Source organism: Scandinavium sp., from assembly GCF_051650185.1.
Taxonomy (GTDB): domain Bacteria; phylum Pseudomonadota; class Gammaproteobacteria; order Enterobacterales; family Enterobacteriaceae; genus Scandinavium.
In genome coordinates, this window is record NZ_JBOFIN010000114.1 from 1 (window position 1) to 15,964 (window position 15,964).

Annotated in this window: 13 protein-coding genes; 6 read left to right on the forward strand and 7 right to left on the reverse strand. The window is 55.1% G+C overall.

The window, feature by feature from the left end; genetic code table 11:
* Positions 1-167: 167 nt before the first annotated feature.
* Entirely contained in the window at positions 168-986 is an 819-nt protein-coding gene (gene djlA / locus ACRCWW_RS15240; protein ID WP_438683151.1) for a co-chaperone DjlA, read from the reverse strand.
* 261 nt (positions 987-1,247) lie between these two features.
* On the opposite strand from djlA, the gene lptD reads away from it, so the two are divergent.
* From lptD to apaH, 6 genes are read left to right on the forward strand one after another with little or no spacing between them, the layout of a single operon-like run.
* Positions 1,248-3,593, forward strand: coding sequence for an LPS assembly protein LptD (lptD, locus tag ACRCWW_RS15245; protein ID WP_438683162.1), 2,346 nt, complete (start codon positions 1,248-1,250; stop codon positions 3,591-3,593).
* Between the two features lie 54 nt (positions 3,594-3,647).
* A complete protein-coding gene (surA, locus tag ACRCWW_RS15250; RefSeq protein WP_438683152.1) occupies positions 3,648-4,934 on the forward strand; it encodes a peptidylprolyl isomerase SurA in 1,287 nt (428 codons plus the stop codon).
* On the forward strand, positions 4,934-5,923 hold the full coding sequence (pdxA, locus tag ACRCWW_RS15255) for a 4-hydroxythreonine-4-phosphate dehydrogenase PdxA (RefSeq protein ID WP_438683153.1): 990 nt from the start codon (positions 4,934-4,936) through the stop codon (positions 5,921-5,923). The genes surA and pdxA overlap by 1 nt, the downstream gene beginning before the upstream one ends.
* A complete protein-coding gene (gene rsmA, locus ACRCWW_RS15260; protein ID WP_438683154.1) occupies positions 5,920-6,744 on the forward strand; it encodes a 16S rRNA (adenine(1518)-N(6)/adenine(1519)-N(6))-dimethyltransferase RsmA in 825 nt (274 codons plus the stop codon). The genes pdxA and rsmA overlap by 4 nt, the downstream gene beginning before the upstream one ends.
* A gap of 3 nt (positions 6,745-6,747) precedes the next feature.
* A complete protein-coding gene (gene apaG, locus ACRCWW_RS15265) occupies positions 6,748-7,125 on the forward strand; it encodes a Co2+/Mg2+ efflux protein ApaG (protein WP_438683155.1) in 378 nt (125 codons plus the stop codon).
* Positions 7,126-7,140: 15 nt separating this feature from the next.
* Positions 7,141-7,989 (forward strand): bis(5'-nucleosyl)-tetraphosphatase (symmetrical) ApaH, encoded by an 849-nt coding sequence (apaH, locus tag ACRCWW_RS15270; RefSeq protein ID WP_438683156.1) that lies wholly within the window; start codon positions 7,141-7,143, stop codon positions 7,987-7,989.
* A 105-nt stretch (positions 7,990-8,094) separates the two neighbouring features.
* On the opposite strand, the gene folA is transcribed toward apaH, so the two are convergent.
* The 6 genes from folA to carA form a co-directional block, all read right to left on the reverse strand.
* Positions 8,095-8,574: a type 3 dihydrofolate reductase gene (gene folA, locus ACRCWW_RS15275; protein ID WP_404657627.1), complete on the reverse strand. Its 480-nt coding sequence runs from the start codon at positions 8,572-8,574 to the stop codon at positions 8,095-8,097.
* Positions 8,575-8,688: 114 nt separating this feature from the next.
* Complete coding sequence (gene kefC, locus ACRCWW_RS15280; RefSeq protein ID WP_438683157.1) at positions 8,689-10,554, reverse strand: glutathione-regulated potassium-efflux system protein KefC; 1,866 nt, start codon at positions 10,552-10,554, stop codon at positions 8,689-8,691.
* Positions 10,547-11,077 (reverse strand): glutathione-regulated potassium-efflux system oxidoreductase KefF, encoded by a 531-nt coding sequence (gene kefF, locus ACRCWW_RS15285; RefSeq protein ID WP_438683158.1) that lies wholly within the window; start codon positions 11,075-11,077, stop codon positions 10,547-10,549. The genes kefC and kefF overlap by 8 nt, the downstream gene beginning before the upstream one ends.
* A 105-nt stretch (positions 11,078-11,182) precedes the next feature.
* The gene (locus ACRCWW_RS15290) at positions 11,183-11,416 is read right to left on the reverse strand and encodes a YgdI/YgdR family lipoprotein (RefSeq protein WP_438683159.1); all 234 of its coding nucleotides are present in this window, start codon (positions 11,414-11,416) and stop codon (positions 11,183-11,185) included.
* 181 nt (positions 11,417-11,597) lie between these two features.
* Positions 11,598-14,822 (reverse strand): carbamoyl-phosphate synthase large subunit, encoded by a 3,225-nt coding sequence (gene carB, locus ACRCWW_RS15295; RefSeq protein WP_438683160.1) that lies wholly within the window; start codon positions 14,820-14,822, stop codon positions 11,598-11,600.
* A gap of 18 nt (positions 14,823-14,840) precedes the next feature.
* Positions 14,841-15,964, reverse strand: a 1,124-nt coding sequence (gene carA, locus ACRCWW_RS15300; protein WP_438683161.1) for a glutamine-hydrolyzing carbamoyl-phosphate synthase small subunit, incomplete at its 5' end; no start/stop codon positions are given.

The window sequence follows — 15,964 nt, forward strand, 5'->3', positions numbered from 1 at the left end:
TGATGGCCTGGAGGCCATCATCTTTAATGGAATAACACTTGCGTACTACGACCGCAAAACCCAGAGTGTGGTCCGGATAGACTAAAAAGTGTTACCTATGTTCCCGGTCTGATCTGTCACCTATGTATCCGGTCATACAGCTGTGCCGCCCGGCAGCAAACCATCCACTATTTAAAGCCTTTCTGCTCTTTAATCAGCTCGTAGGCCTTCTGAATTTCCTGCGCTTTTTGCTTCGCCATTTCCATCATTTCTGGCGGTAAACCTTTGGCGACCAGTTTGTCAGGGTGATGCTCGCTCATCAGCTTACGGTACGCGCGTTTGATGGTCGCCGCATCGTCCGTCGACTTCACGCCCAGCACGTTACAGGCATCTTCAAGGGTTGGCCCGCGCTGTGCCTGTTGCCAGCCGCCGCCGGAGTGCGATTGCTGCTGGTATCCACCACCAAACTGTGCGCCGCCCTGCATCATGCGCAGGAACTGATCGAACTGCGCCCGGGAAATGCCCAATTCATCAGCAATGACGAACAGCACTTCACGTTCATTCGGGTGCAGTGAACCATCAGCGAAGGCCGCCTGAATCTGAATTTCCAGAAACATCCGAATTAAATCGAAGCGACCAAAACAGACGCTACGCAGCTGACGCATTTTCTCGCGCAGCGGGTAGTTATCCGCCTTACCCACGCGGAAGGCATGCTGTGCAGCAACACGAGACTCGCCGTGCAGATTCATGCGATCCATCAGGATGCTGGCAACATGAATGTCCGCTTCCGTTACGCGCCCTTTGGATTTGGTCAGGTGCCCCATCACTTCAAAGGTGGTGGCGAAGAACAGCGACTGACGCTCCTGCTGGTTGGCAAAAAAGTTGAGTCTGCGGCTACGCGCTTTGTCAAACATGTGGCCAATGAGCAACCCGAGTACAGCGCCCCAGAATCCGCCGCCCATCATCAGCGCCACGGCCACACCAATCACTTTACCCCAATACTGCATAGACTCCCCGGATAGTCAAAATCATCATGCCGCAGGCATTTTCTTGCGCCTTGATAAAAGGCGAGTTTCCCTGCATTGACCTGATGGTCATTGCAGGACATAACCTATAATTTGCTTTATCATACTCGCCATTCTACACAGTGCCTAACGCCACTGGCTCGAAGCGGCAGGATTAACACTGGCGCGTTAACGATGAGTACGTTAGTCTCTGACCGTTTGCAAGCCGCGAAGCCACAGATGACGGAACAACTAATAAAACGTATGAAAAAACGTATTCCCACCCTTCTGGCTACCCTGATCGCCAGCGCTCTCTACAGTCAGCAGAGTGCGGCGGCCGACCTCGCATCACAATGTATGCTGGGGGTACCAAGCTATAATCGTCCGCTGGTGCAGGGGGATACTAATAACCTGCCTGTCACCATTAATGCCGATCACGCCAAAGGGGATTACCCTGATAATGCCGTATTTACCGGCAATGTCGATATTAATCAGGGCAATAGCCGCTTACAGGCCGATGAAGTGCAGCTGCACCAGAAGCAGGCGCCAGGTCAGGCTGATCCGGTTAGAACCGTCGATGCGCTGGGCAATGTACACTATGACGACAATCAGGTGATCCTGAAAGGTCCGAAAGCCTGGTCAAACCTGAATACCAAAGATACCAACGTCTGGGACGGTAACTACCAGATGGTGGACAGACAGGGTCGCGGTACCGCCGATGTAATGAAACAGCGCGGACAGAACCGCTACACCATTCTTGATAACGGCACCTTTACCTCCTGTCTGCCAGGTTCCAATACGTGGAGCGTTGTCGGCAGCGAAGTGATTCAGGACCGCCAGGAAGAAGTGGCCGAAATCTGGAACGCCCGCTTCAAAATTGGCCCCGTCCCGGTGTTCTACAGCCCTTATCTTCAATTACCGATCGGTGACAAACGCCGCTCGGGCTTCCTGATCCCTAACGCAAAATACAGCAGCAATAACGGCTTTGAATTCTACCTGCCGTACTACTGGAACATTGCGCCAAACTTCGATGCCACCATTACGCCACACTATATGCAAAAGCGTGGCGGCATCATGTGGGAAAACGAATTCCGCTACCTGACTCAGGCCGGTTCGGGTCTCTTTGAATTCGATTATCTGCCGTCTGACAAGGTGTATGAAGACGAGCACCCAAGTGACGATAGCCGCCGCTGGTTGTTCTACTGGAGACACGGCGGTGTAATGGATCAGGTGTGGCGCTTCAACGTCGACTACACCAAAGTCAGCGACCCGTATTACTTTAACGATTTCGACTCGAAATACGGTTCAAGTACCGACGGCTACGCCACGCAGAAATTCAGCGTCGGCTATGCGGTTGAGAACTTTAACGCCACCGTATCCTCCAAGCAGTTCCAGGTCTTCGACACCCAGAGCAACAGCTCGTACGCGTCGCAGCCACAGCTGGATGTGAACTTCTATCAGAACGACGTGGGTCCGTTTGATACCCGTATTTATGGCCAGGTTGCGCACTTCGTTAACACCAACGATGACCTGCCTGAAGCCACGCGTGTCCACATCGAACCGACTATCGACCTGCCGCTGTCCAACGGCTGGGGAAGTATTGATACTGAAGCCAAGCTGATGGCGACTCACTATCAGCAAAGCGATGTCGACTGGTATAACCAACATTACAATGCGGATTTGAAAGAGTCCGTCAGCCGCGTGCTGCCACAGTTCAAAATTGACGGCAAAATGGTCTTCGAGCGTGATATGGACTGGTCTCAGGGCTATATCCAGACGCTGGAGCCGCGCGTTCAGTATTTGTACGTACCGTACAAAGATCAAAGCGATATCATGCAGTACGATTCCACACTGTTGCAGTCGGACTACAGCGGCCTGTTCCGAGACCGCAGCTACAGTGGTCTTGACCGCATTGCCTCAGCCAACCAGGTCACCACCGGCGTCACTTCCCGCGTTTATGATGAAAATGCGGTTGAACGTTTTAACGTGTCCGTGGGTCAAATCTACTATTTCACCCCGACTCGTACGGGTGATGAAAGTGATGACTGGTCCTCCAGCGATCAAAAAGGCTCTCTGGTATGGGCTGGCGATACCTACTGGCGCATAAGCGACTTCTGGGGCCTGCGTGGTGGTGTTCAGTACGATACTCGTCTGGATAACGTCGCCACCGGGAACGGCACCATTGAGTACCGCCGCGATCAGGACCGTTTAGTGCAGTTTAGCTACCGTTATGCAAGCCCTGAGTACATTACGGCCACCCTGCCGTCTTACTCTAATAGCGCTCAGTACAAAGACGGTATTTCTCAGGTCGGTATGACAGCAAGCTGGCCGGTGGTTGATCGCTGGTCGGTTGTCGGCGCGTATTACTACGACACCAACGCCAGTAAACCTGCCGATCAGCTGCTGGGCGTGCAGTACAACTCCTGTTGTTACGCGCTGCGCCTGAGCTATGAACGCAAACTTAACGGTTGGGATAGCCCGAACGCTCAGGGTAAATACGACAATGTTATCGGCTTCAATGTTGAACTGCGTGGCCTGAGCTCTAACTATGGCCTGGGCACTCAGCAGATGCTGCGTACGCCGATCATGCCGTATCAGAGCTCTTTGTAACGCCACAGTTTAAAAACGTAATCCGCCTTTGCGGTTAATTGAAATGGAAAGAGTATGAAGAACTGGAAAACGCTGCTTCTCGGTATCGCCATGGTTGCGAATACCAGTTTCGCTGCCCCACAGGTTGTCGATAAAGTCGCAGCAGTCGTGAATAACGGCGTGGTACTGGAAAGCGACGTCGATGGTATGATGCAGTCCGTGAAAGGCAGTGCAGGCCAGGCAGGTCAACAGCTGCCGGATGACGCCACCCTGCGGCACCAGATTCTGGAACGTCTGATCATGGATCAGATTGTCCTGCAAATGGGCCAGAAGATGGGCGTAAAAGTCTCCGACGACCAGCTTGATGCCGCCATTGCCAACATTGCAAAACAGAACAACATGACCATGGATCAGATGCGTAGCCGTCTGGCCTATGACGGCATGAACTACAACACCTATCGCGCTCAGATCCGCAAAGAGATGATCATCTCTGAAGTGCGTAACAATGAAGTTCGCCGCCGTATTACGGTTCTGCCGCAGGAAGTTGACGCACTGGCATCCCAAATTGGTAACCAGAACGACGCCAGTACCGAACTGAACCTGAGCCACATTCTGATCCCACTGCCAGAAAACCCATCTTCTGATCAGGTCAAAGATGCGGAAAGCCAGGCGCGTTCCATCGTCGATCAGGCCAAAGGTGGCGCTGACTTCGGTAAACTGGCTATCACCTACTCTGCAGACCAGCAGGCGCTGAAAGGCGGCCAGATGGGTTGGGGTCGTATTCAGGAACTGCCTTCTATCTTCGCTCAGGCACTGAGCACCGCGAAGAAAGGCGATGTTATCGGTCCAATTCGTTCTGGCGTGGGCTTCCACATCCTGAAAGTGAACGATCTGCGCGGTCAGACTCAAAGCATTTCTGTGACTGAAGTTCACTCCCGTCACATCCTGCTGAAGCCATCACCAATCATGACGGACGATCAGGCTCGTGCGAAGCTCGAAGAAGTGGCTGCTGATATTAAGAGCGGGAAAACCACCTTCGACAAAGCGGCAAAAGAGCTTTCTCAGGATCCAGGTTCAGCCAACCAGGGCGGTGATTTGGGTTGGGGTACGCCGGATATGTACGATCCTGCGTTCCGTGATGCTCTGCTGAAACTGCAAAAAGGCGAAATCAGCGCACCGGTTCACTCCTCTTTCGGCTGGCACCTGATTCAGTTGCTGGATACCCGCAACGTTGACCGTACCGATGCGGCGCAGAAAGATCGTGCTTACCGCATGCTGATGAACCGCAAGTTCTCTGAAGAAGCGGCAACCTGGATGCAGGAACAGCGTGCCAGCGCGTACGTTAAAATTCTGAGCAACTAATGACGCAGCCCCAACGTGTTGTTCTCACTCCCGGCGAACCCGCCGGGATTGGCCCGGACCTCGTGGTTCAGCTCGCACAGCTGGACTGGCCGGTTGAACTGGTGGTGTGTGCCGACGAAACGCTTTTAACAGACCGGGCAGCAATGCTCGGTTTGCCGTTAACGCTTCTGCCTTACGCGGCATCTCAAAAGCCTGTCCCTCAGCGCGCAGGCACATTGACGCTGCTTCCTGTCTCACTTCACGCTCCCGTCACACCAGGAACGCTTAACGTTCAGAATGGCGCTTATGTGGTGGAGACGCTGGCTCGCGCTTGTGACGGAGCCACCAGCGGTGAATTCGCTGCACTCATCACAGGCCCCGTGCAAAAGAGCATTATCAACGATGCAGGTATCCCGTTTATCGGGCATACCGAATTCTTTGAAGAGCGCTCAGGCACGAAGAAAGTGGTGATGATGCTGGCGACAGAGGAGCTGCGAGTGGCGCTGGCCACCACTCATCTGCCGCTGAAAGCCATTAGCGAGGCCATTACCGGCGATTTATTGCGTGAAGTGATCACTATTCTTCATGACGATCTGCGTATCAAGTTTGGCATCAAAGTCCCCCATATTCTGGTTTGTGGCCTGAATCCCCACGCAGGAGAAGGCGGACACATGGGCATGGAAGAGATCGACACGATCATTCCAGTGCTTGAGGAACTACGCGCGAAGGGCATGAATCTCAGTGGTCCACTGCCCGCAGACACTCTTTTCCAGCCCAAATATCTCGACCATGCCGATGCAGTCCTGGCGATGTACCACGATCAGGGCCTGCCCGTGCTAAAATACCAGGGATTCGGCCGCGCAGTGAACATCACGCTCGGTTTACCCTTTATCCGTACGTCCGTCGATCACGGCACCGCGCTTGAACTGGCGGGCCAGGGAAAAGCGAACGTCGGCAGTTTTATTACGGCGCTTAATCTCGCCATCAAAATGATTGTTAACTCTCAATGAATAATCGAGTCCATCAGGGCCACTTAGCCCGAAAACGCTTCGGGCAAAACTTCCTCAACGATCAATTTGTGATCGACAGCATTGTCTCGGCCATCAATCCTCAAAAAGACCAGGCGATGGTTGAAATCGGCCCGGGTCTTGCGGCGCTGACCGAACCCGTCGGCGAACGCCTTGATAAACTGACCGTTATCGAACTGGACCGCGATCTGGCTGCACGCCTGCAAACGCACCCGTTCCTTGGCCCTAAACTGACGATTTTCCAGCAGGATGCCATGACCATGAACTTCGGCGACTTGTCGAAGGAGATGGGTCAGCCGCTGCGCGTGTTTGGCAACCTGCCGTATAACATTTCGACCCCGCTGATGTTCCACCTGTTTAGCTATACTGATGCCATTGCCGATATGCACTTTATGTTGCAAAAAGAGGTGGTCAATCGTCTGGTTGCAGGACCAAACAGTAAGGCGTATGGTCGTTTAAGCGTGATGGCGCAGTATTACTGCAACGTAATACCTGTGCTGGAAGTGCCGCCAACAGCCTTCACACCACCGCCGAAAGTCGATTCCGCCGTTGTCCGCCTGGTGCCGCACGGCAGCAACAAGCCTTACCCGGTGAAAGACGTGCGAGTCCTGAGTCGTATTACAACCGAAGCGTTTAATCAACGCCGTAAAACGATTCGTAACAGCCTCGGCAACCTCTTCTCTGTTGAGCTTCTGACAGAGCTTGGCGTCGACCCGGCGATGCGTGCAGAAAACATCTCGGTCGCCCAGTATTGCCGTCTGGCGAACTGGCTGTCAGAAAACGCGCCCCCGAAGGAGAGCTAAACCATGATCAATTCGCCCCGCGTCTGTATTCAGGTTCAAAGCGTTTACATTGAGGCTCAGTCCTCACCCGATGATGAACGCTATGTGTTTGCCTATACGGTCACGATTCGCAATCTGGGGCGAGGATCGGTTCAGCTTCTTGGTCGCTATTGGCTGATAACGAACGGCCACGGCCGTGAAACCGAAGTTCAGGGGGAAGGTGTGGTTGGCGTTCAGCCGCACATTGCTCCTGGCGAAGAGTATCAGTACACCAGCGGTGCCGTGCTGGAAACGCCGCTCGGCACGATGCAAGGCCACTATGAAATGATCGATGCTGAAGGCAATCCGTTCAGTATCGATATCCCTGTTTTCCGTCTGGCCGTGCCAGCCCTCATCCATTAATACAACACTACTACAATGAGCACATACCTTATTGGCGACGTTCACGGCTGCTACGATGAACTGATCGCGTTGTTAAAGCAGGTGGAATTTACCCCAGGGCAGGATACCCTTTGGCTGACGGGCGATCTGGTGGCGCGTGGCCCCGCATCGCTTGAAGTGCTGCGTTATGTGAAGTCTCTGGGCGACAGCGTGCGCATCGTGCTCGGTAATCACGATTTGCACCTGCTGGCCGTGTTTGCTGGCATCAGCCGCAACAAGCCAAAAGACAGATTAACCCCGCTGCTGGAAGCGCCGGATGCGGATGAGTTGCTAAACTGGCTACGCCGTCAGCCGCTGTTGCAGGTCGACGAAGAGAAAAAGCTGGTCATGGCGCACGCCGGGATCACCCCGCAATGGGATCTGGAAACCGCCGAACAGTGTGCTCACGATGTGGAAGCCGTTCTGTGCAGTGATTCCTATCCGTTCTTCCTTGATGCGATGTACGGTGACCTGCCAAACCACTGGTCAACTGAACTTTCCGGCCTGGCACGTCTGCGTTTCATCACCAATGCGTTTACCCGCATGCGCTACTGTTTCCCGAACGGCCAACTGGACATGTACACCAAAGAGTCACCGGAAAACGCACCTGCCCCGCTGAAGCCGTGGTTCGCCATTCCGGCACCGGTCACCGACGAATACAGCGTGGTGTTCGGGCACTGGGCATCGCTGGAAGGCAAAGGCACACCAGAAGGCATTTACGGGCTGGATACAGGATGCTGCTGGGGCGGAGAACTCACTTGCCTGCGCTGGGAAGATAAAACTTACTTTGTGCAGCCGTCCAATCGCCATCTGGATTTAGGCGAAGACGAGGCTGTGGCTTCCTGATTCGGCTCTGTTCCCCGGCGGCGCGACGCTTGCCGGGGCTACAAAACAGGTTTTGCAGGCCTGATGAGCGAAGCGCCATCAGGCCTTGCCCCCGGGAAAAATCAATCAACGACGGTCTAAAATCTCAAAGCAATAACTGTGTGAGTTTTGCTCGTCTGCGTCGTGGAACTCGCTGAAGGTTGACTCCCAGTCGTCCGGGTCATAATCCGGGAAGTGAGTATCGCCCTCAACTTCCGCATCAATGTGCGTCAGGTACAGGCGATGCGCTTTTGGCAGGAACTGTTCGTAAACGCGTCCTCCGCCAATCACCATGATCTCTTCAGCGTCGCCACAGGCCGCAATCGCTTCATCGACGGATTTCACCCACTCAACCCGATCGTCAGTGCCAGGCTTACTGCTGATGACGATGTTTTTACGGCCTGGCAAAGGACGACCGATGGATTCCCAGGTCAGACGTCCCATCACCACAGGCTTATTCAGCGTAGTGCGTTTAAACCAGGCGAGATCGGCTGGCAGGTTCCAGGGCATGGCGTTTTCCATGCCGATAACGCGATCCACCGCTAACGCCGCAATCAGACTGATCATTGAAAGTATCCCGGATGCAAAAAATTGCCGCCACTATACGGAAAGCATAATCTTTCGTCGACTGGCGGCAGAGTAAAGAAGACGAAATTTTTTCGTCTTCTGGCTAAGTCACGGTTATACGGAAGGTTTCGTTTCAGGTTCGTCAGCCGGATTTCCGGTATGTTTGCCCTCTTCTGTTCCCTGCCAGCCGTGACGCTGGATAATCGACAGATTACTGCGGTCTTCGTTAATGATATCGGTCAGCATGGCGCTGGTGCGTTTGAACGCTGCGGCAAACGAAGCATCATCTTCATCGGCCATATCCACCATTTCCTCAACCATGCGCACGTTGAATCGACGGAACACATCCGCGCGTTCGCGAGCTTCATAAGGCCCAAGCCCCAAAGCTTCCAGCGCCATGCGGCCTGATTTCAGCGCGCCTTCGAACGTTTCACGCTCCGGCGCGTCAATTCCCGCCTGACGCAGCTGAATGTAATGGTCGATATCACGCGCACGGGCAATAATCCGCAGATTCGGGAAATGCTCTTTCGCAAGCTCGGTCAGCTGCACGCTGGTTTTAGGATCGTCGATGGCGTTGATCAGCACTTCCGCTCTCGCGGCTCCTGCGGATTCCAGCAAATCGACACGCGTCGCGTCACCGAAGAACACTTTCATATCAAATTTGCGCAGGGTATCAACGTGGTCAGGGTCGTGGTCGAGGATCACCATTTTGACGCCGCTGGAAAGCAGTAAGCGCCCGGAAATCTGGCCGAAACGCCCGAACCCGGCGATGATCACCCGTGGCTGCTCTTCATCAATCTCATCGGCTTCGCGTTCCTGCTCACTGCCCGACTTTTCCATCCGCGACAGCAGAACCAGCAAAATCGGCGTCGCCGCCATCGATAAGGCAACGGCGAGGGTTAGCGCTTTCGCCCACTCTGAATCCAGCACATTTGCCATTTGCGCGGCACCAAACACCACAAAGGCAAATTCACTGCCCTGCCCTAACAGCACGGCAAACCAGCGACGTTGGGCTTTTGGTACACCCAGCGGGCGAGCAATCAGCCACAGCATGCCCATTTTAATCAGCAAGAACCCGAGCAGCAGGAGCAAGATCCGCAGCGGGTGTGTGACCAATGTGCCGAAGTCGATAGACATGCCGACGCCGATAAAGAACAGCCCAAGCAGCAGGCCTTTAAACGGCTCAATATCGCTTTCCAGCGCATGACGGTATTCGGAGCTCGCCAGTAATACGCCGGCAAGGAAGGCCCCCATCGCCATCGACAGGCCGACCTCTTCCAGCAACAACCCGAAGCCAAACACCAAAAAGAGCGCCACGGCGCTGAACACTTCACGCAGCCCGGAACGAGCCACAAAACGCAGCACAGGCCGGGTCACATAGCGGCCAAGCAACACCACCAGCACCAGCGCACCCGCCACTTTCAGGGCCGACAGACCGAATACCGCAAGCGTGGTGGAAGCGCCACTGGCGGCCAGCAGCGGGATCATCGCCACCAGCGGGATAGCTGCGATATCCTGGAACAGCAGCACAGCAAAGGCGCTACGCCCAAGCTGCGAGACCGTCAGGTTGCGTTCGTTCATCGCCTGCATCGCGATAGCTGTGGATGAAAGTGCCAGCGTCAAACCGATAAGCTCAGCCACTTTCCAGTCAAGACCGAGCAACATGCAGAACACGCCAATCAGCACGCCGCAGGCAACCATTTGCAATGCGCCTCCGCCGAAGACGGAAGCTCGCAGTTTCCATAAACGCTGCGGATCGAGCTCCAGACCAATCACAAACAGCATCAGCACCACGCCGATTTCAGCGAAATGCAAAATCGCCTCAGCATCCGTCACCAGACGAAAACCCCAGGGGCCTATGATGCAGCCAGCAATCAAATACCCCAGCACAGAACCCAGCCCTAAACGCACCGCAATCGGCACAATCAGCGCGGCGGAGCCGAGGTAAATCAGGGCTTGTATGAGCGTATGACTATCCATGATGCACCTCCTGCCACTCCAGCAGACGTTGTTTGAAGTGACGGGCCTGAGCTACCAGCGTCTCGTCATCACAGATAAAAGTGCAGTGCATTGAAAAAGGCGGGAGCCAGTTCAGACCGCAATACAGCGCGGTAGCCTGCAATGGCTGAGCCAACACGTCAAAGCCAGGGAAGCTGCCAATCGCAAAATGATCTTCGCCGCCGCCCGTGGTGACCGCCCACATCAGGCTTTTACCGTGCAGCGCAGCGCCGCCGTGCCCATAGGCCCAGCCATGTGAGAGGACTTTGTCGATCCAGAGTTTTAGCAGCGGCGGGATGCTGTACCACTGCATCGGATGCTGCCAGATAATCAGATCAGCACGAGAAAGCGCTTCCTGTTCGGCCGCAACATCGATATTGAAATCGGGATAGAGGTGATAGAGCGAACGGATTTCGACGCCGTCGATTTCCCTTGCCTGCTCAAGCATCCTTTTATTCGCATGCGAGTGCTGCGGATAGGGATGTGCATAAATAATCAAAATCATCTGTTAGCCTGCTTGTGCACTTCACTGTGTAATCAGCAGAGTGTAGTCAGATAACCGGCAGGCTAACAGTGAAGATTGGTGATCGCTTCGGTTGAATTTATTGAACTAGTTGTCTAATTCACCCATCGATTTAACCTGATCACGGTTGATCTGTTCGGTTTTACCCGTCTCCGCATTTTTGTAGGAGACCAGACCGGTGTCGCTATCTACCTCGGGTTTACCGTCGGTGACGATGGTTTTGCCATCAGTGGTTTTCACTGCCTGATTAGAGGAACAGCCTGCCACGGTGAAAAGGGCAGCGGCAGTAAAAATAGAGGTCAACAGAAGGTTGGTACGCATGGTGTTCTCCCGTGCTGTGTCATGAATTTATTATCTCGCTAACCATTTTAGGCTAACTGACTGAACACAGTTGGAAAACCAGAACACTCTGAACTGAGGAGAGGCGTAGGCCCGGCAAGCAGAGCGCCGCCGGGCAATGTTGCCGGGTGGCGGCTAGCGCCTGACCCGGCCTACAGCGAGATTACTTATTAATCTGTGCGTGCATTTCCTGCACCGAAATCACCTTCTCGGTGGCATCCGCGTTCAGCGCCATGGCTGTCGCGAAACCGCCGTTCAGGGTGGTGTCGTAATGCACTTTGTACTGCAGCGCGCTGCGGCGAATCAGCTTGGAGTCTTCAATCGCCTGGCGACCTGCGGTGGTGTTGATGATGTAGGTGTACTCGCCATTCTTGATACGGTCCTGAATGTGCGGACGGCCTTCATGCACCTTGTTCACCAGACGCGGGTTGATGCCTGCTTCACCCAGCACGACAGCGGTGCCGTGGGTTGCATCCAGTTCGAAGCCCTGTTTCAGCAGCTTAGCGGCCAGGTCAACCACACGCTCTTTGTCGCCTTCACGCACGGAGAGCAGCGCACGGCCCTGCTTCTTCATGGTGGAGTTGCTGCCGAGCTGCGCTTTAGCGAACGCTTCTGCAAAGGTGCGCCCTACGCCCATCACTTCCCCTGTAGAGCGCATTTCTGGCCCTAACAGCGGGTCAACGCCCGGGAATTTGTTGAACGGCAGCACTACCTCTTTCACCGAGTAATACGGCGGGATGATTTCCTGAGTGTGACCCTGCTGTTTCAGCGTCTGACCGACCATCACACGCGCCGCCACTTTCGCCAGCGGTAAGCCGGTCGCTTTGGAGACAAATGGCACGGTACGCGCCGCACGCGGGTTCACTTCAATCAGGTAGACTTCGTTGTCTTTCACCGCGAACTGGACGTTCATCAGGCCGCGAACCTGAAGTTCGAAGGCCAGCTGCTGGACCTGCTCGCGCATCACGTCCTGAATTTCTTTGCTCAGGGTGTAAGCCGGCAGAGAACACGCGGAGTCACCGGAGTGCACGCCAGCCTGTTCGATGTGTTCCATGATGCCGCCAATCAGCACGCTTTCGCCGTCGCAGATGGCGTCAACGTCCACTTCTACCGCGTCGTCAAGGAAGCGGTCGAGCAGCACCGGCGCGTCGTTAGACACGCTGACCGCAGTCTGGAAGTAGCGGCGCAGGTCGGCTTCGTCATACACGATTTCCATCGCACGGCCGCCCAGCACGTAGGACGGACGCACCACCAGCGGATAACCGATATCTTTCGCTTTTTCGACAGCCATTTCGATAGTAGTCACCGTGGCGTTCGCAGGCTGTTTCAGCTTCAGACGGTCAACCGCCTGCTGGAAACGTTCGCGGTCTTCAGCACGGTCAATCGCATCCGGGCTGGTGCCGATAACCGGCACACCTGCCGCTTCCAGCGCACGCGCCAGTTTCAGCGGAGTCTGTCCGCCGTACTGGACGATAACGCCTTTCGGCTTCTCGATACGCACGATTTCCAGCACGTCTTCGAAGGTCACAGGTTCGAAATACAGGCGGTCAGAGGTGTCGTAGTCGGTCGATACGGTTTCCGGGTTACAGTTGACCATGATGGTCTCGTAACCGTCTTCACGCAGCGCCAGAGAGGCGTGAACGCAGCAGTAGTCGAACTCAATACCCTGACCGATACGGTTCGGGCCGCCGCCAAGCACCATGATTTTATCGCGGTCAACGGACGGGTTCGCTTCACACTCGTCTTCATACGTGGAGTACATGTAAGCGGTATCGGTAGAGAATTCTGCGGCGCAGGTGTCTACACGCTTGTAAACCGGATGCAGGTTGAACTGTTCGCGCAGCTTGCGAATTTCAGACTCGCGCACGCCAGCCAGTTTCGCCAGGCGCGCATCGGCGAAGCCTTTGCGTTTCAGGGTACGCAGGAAATCAGCGTTGAGGCCGGTGATCCCGACTTCCGCCACCTGCTCTTCCAGACGCACCAGCTCTTCAATCTGCACCAGGAACCAGCGGTCGATGTTGGTCAGGTTGAAAACGCCGTCGACGGACAGGCCCGCGCGGAACGCATCGGCGATATACCAGATACGCTCAGCACCGGCATCCTTCAGCTCGCGACGAATTTTGGTCAGCGCTTCCGGATCGTCCAGGCTGACTTTCGGGTCAAAGCCTGTCGCGCCCACTTCCAGGCCACGCAGGGCTTTCTGCATGGATTCCTGCTGAGTGCGGCCAATCGCCATGACTTCACCGACAGATTTCATCTGGGTAGTCAGACGGTCGTTCGCACCCACAAATTTCTCGAAGTTAAAGCGAGGAATTTTGGTGACAACGTAGTCGATGGACGGTTCGAACGAGGCTGGCGTTTTGCCGCCGGTGATATCGTTCATCAGCTCATCAAGGGTGTAACCCACGGCCAGTTTGGCGGCGACTTTCGCAATCGGGAAACCGGTCGCTTTAGAAGCCAGTGCTGAGGAGCGCGATACACGCGGGTTCATTTCGATAACAATCAGACGACCGTTTTTCGGGTTCACGGAGAACTGAACGTTAGAGCCGCCGGTTTCCACGCCGATTTCACGCAGCACCGCCATCGAGGCGTTACGCATGATTTGGTATTCTTTATCGGTCAGCGTCTGGGCAGGTGCCACGGTGATGGAGTCACCGGTGTGGATACCCATCGCATCGAAGTTTTCGATAGAGCAGACGATGATGCAGTTGTCGTTTTTATCACGCACCACTTCCATCTCGTACTCTTTCCAGCCGATCAGGGATTCGTCAATCAGCAGCTCGTTGGTCGGAGAGAGATCCAGACCGCGAGCACAGATTTCTTCGAACTCTTCACGGTTGTAAGCGATACCGCCGCCGGTGCCGCCCATGGTGAAGGAAGGACGGATGATGCACGGATAACCCACGTCAGCGGCAACTGCCAGCGCTTCTTCCATGTTGTGCGCGATACCAGAACGCGCGGTGTCGAGGCCGATTTTCTTCATCGCCACGTCGAAACGGCGGCGGTCTTCAGCTTTATCAATCGCGTCGGCGGTCGCGCCAATCATGGTCACACCGAACTCTTCGAGCACGCCCTGACGCTCCAGCTCCAGCGCGCAGTTCAGCGCAGTCTGGCCGCCCATGGTTGGCAGCACCGCATCCGGGCGCTCTTTCTCGATAATTTTGCGGACCACTTCCCAGTGAATTGGCTCGATGTAGGTTGCATCAGCCATTTCCGGGTCGGTCATGATGGTGGCCGGGTTGGAGTTGACCAGAATGACGCGGTAGCCCTCTTCGCGCAGCGCTTTACACGCCTGGGCACCGGAGTAGTCGAATTCGCAGGCCTGGCCGATAACGATCGGGCCAGCGCCAAGGATCAGGATGCTTTTTATGTCTGTACGTTTTGGCATGGTCTTCTCGGCTCCTGATTATTTAGCGGTCTTACGGTATTGCTCGATAAGTTCGATAAAGTGATCGAACAGCGGCGCGGCATCGTGCGGGCCTGGGCTCGCTTCCGGGTGACCCTGGAAGCTGAACGCTGGTTTGTCTGTGCGATGAATGCCTTGCAGCGTGCCGTCAAACAGTGACTTGTGGGTCACACGCAGGGTGGCAGGCATGGACGCTTCATCGACGGCAAAACCGTGGTTCTGCGCGGTAATCATCACGGTGTTGTTGTCGATATCTTTTACCGGATGGTTGCCGCCGTGGTGGCCGAACTTCATCTTGATGGTTTTCGCACCGCTTGCCAGCGCCAGCAGCTGATGGCCGAGGCAGATGCCAAAGACCGGAATGTCGGTCTGGAGGAATTTCTCAATCGCGGTAATCGCGTAATCGCACGGTGCCGGGTCGCCCGGGCCGTTAGAGAGGAAGATGCCGTCTGGATTCATCTTCAGAACGTCTTCCGCAGACGTCTGCGCCGGCACCACTGTCAAGCGGCAGCCGCGATCCACCAGCATGCGCAGGATGTTGCGCTTCGCGCCGTAGTCATAGGCCACGACGTGGAATGGCAGTTCTTCTTCTTTCTTCGCTTCTGGTAATTCGCCCGCCAGCGTCCAGCTCCCCTGCGTCCAGCTATAGCTTTCAGCGGTGGTCACTTCTTTCGCCAGATCCATACCGTTCAGGCCCGGGAATGCTTTCGCTTTTTCCAGTGCCAGCGCGGCGTCCAGGTTATCGCCCGCGATAATGCAGCCGTTCTGTGCGCCCTTCTCACGCAGGATGCGCGTCAGTTTACGGGTATCGATATCGGCGATGGCCACAATGTTATGGCGCTTGAGGTAAGAGGAGAGATCTTCGGTACTGCGGTAGTTGCTGGCAATCAGCGGTAAATCGCGAATCACGAGGCCTTGGGCGTGTACCTGGGAAGATTCTTCATCAGCGGCGTTGGTGCCGACATTACCGATATGGGGATAAGTGAGAGTGACGATTTGGCGAGAATAGGAAGGATCAGTGAGGATTTCTTGATAACCGGTCATTGAAGTATTGAAAACGACTTCCCCAACCGCCGAACCTGTTGCCCCTATGGCCCGACCGTGAAACTGGGTTCCGTCTTCCA

What these genes read in the sequence shown, in the direction of transcription:
- djlA (WP_438683151.1), bottom strand. Translation starts at nt 986, where the DNA reads ATGCAGTATTGGGGTAAAGTGATTGGTGTGGCCGTGGCGCTGATGATG.
- lptD (WP_438683162.1), top strand. Translation starts at nt 1,248, where the DNA reads ATGAAAAAACGTATTCCCACCCTTCTGGCTACCCTGATCGCCAGCGCT.
- surA (WP_438683152.1), top strand. Translation starts at nt 3,648, where the DNA reads ATGAAGAACTGGAAAACGCTGCTTCTCGGTATCGCCATGGTTGCGAAT.
- pdxA (WP_438683153.1), top strand. Translation starts at nt 4,934, where the DNA reads ATGACGCAGCCCCAACGTGTTGTTCTCACTCCCGGCGAACCCGCCGGG.
- rsmA (WP_438683154.1), top strand. Translation starts at nt 5,920, where the DNA reads ATGAATAATCGAGTCCATCAGGGCCACTTAGCCCGAAAACGCTTCGGG.
- apaG (WP_438683155.1), top strand. Translation starts at nt 6,748, where the DNA reads ATGATCAATTCGCCCCGCGTCTGTATTCAGGTTCAAAGCGTTTACATT.
- apaH (WP_438683156.1), top strand. Translation starts at nt 7,141, where the DNA reads ATGAGCACATACCTTATTGGCGACGTTCACGGCTGCTACGATGAACTG.
- folA (WP_404657627.1), bottom strand. Translation starts at nt 8,574, where the DNA reads ATGATCAGTCTGATTGCGGCGTTAGCGGTGGATCGCGTTATCGGCATG.
- kefC (WP_438683157.1), bottom strand. Translation starts at nt 10,554, where the DNA reads ATGGATAGTCATACGCTCATACAAGCCCTGATTTACCTCGGCTCCGCC.
- kefF (WP_438683158.1), bottom strand. Translation starts at nt 11,077, where the DNA reads ATGATTTTGATTATTTATGCACATCCCTATCCGCAGCACTCGCATGCG.
- ACRCWW_RS15290 (WP_438683159.1), bottom strand. Translation starts at nt 11,416, where the DNA reads ATGCGTACCAACCTTCTGTTGACCTCTATTTTTACTGCCGCTGCCCTT.
- carB (WP_438683160.1), bottom strand. Translation starts at nt 14,822, where the DNA reads ATGCCAAAACGTACAGACATAAAAAGCATCCTGATCCTTGGCGCTGGC.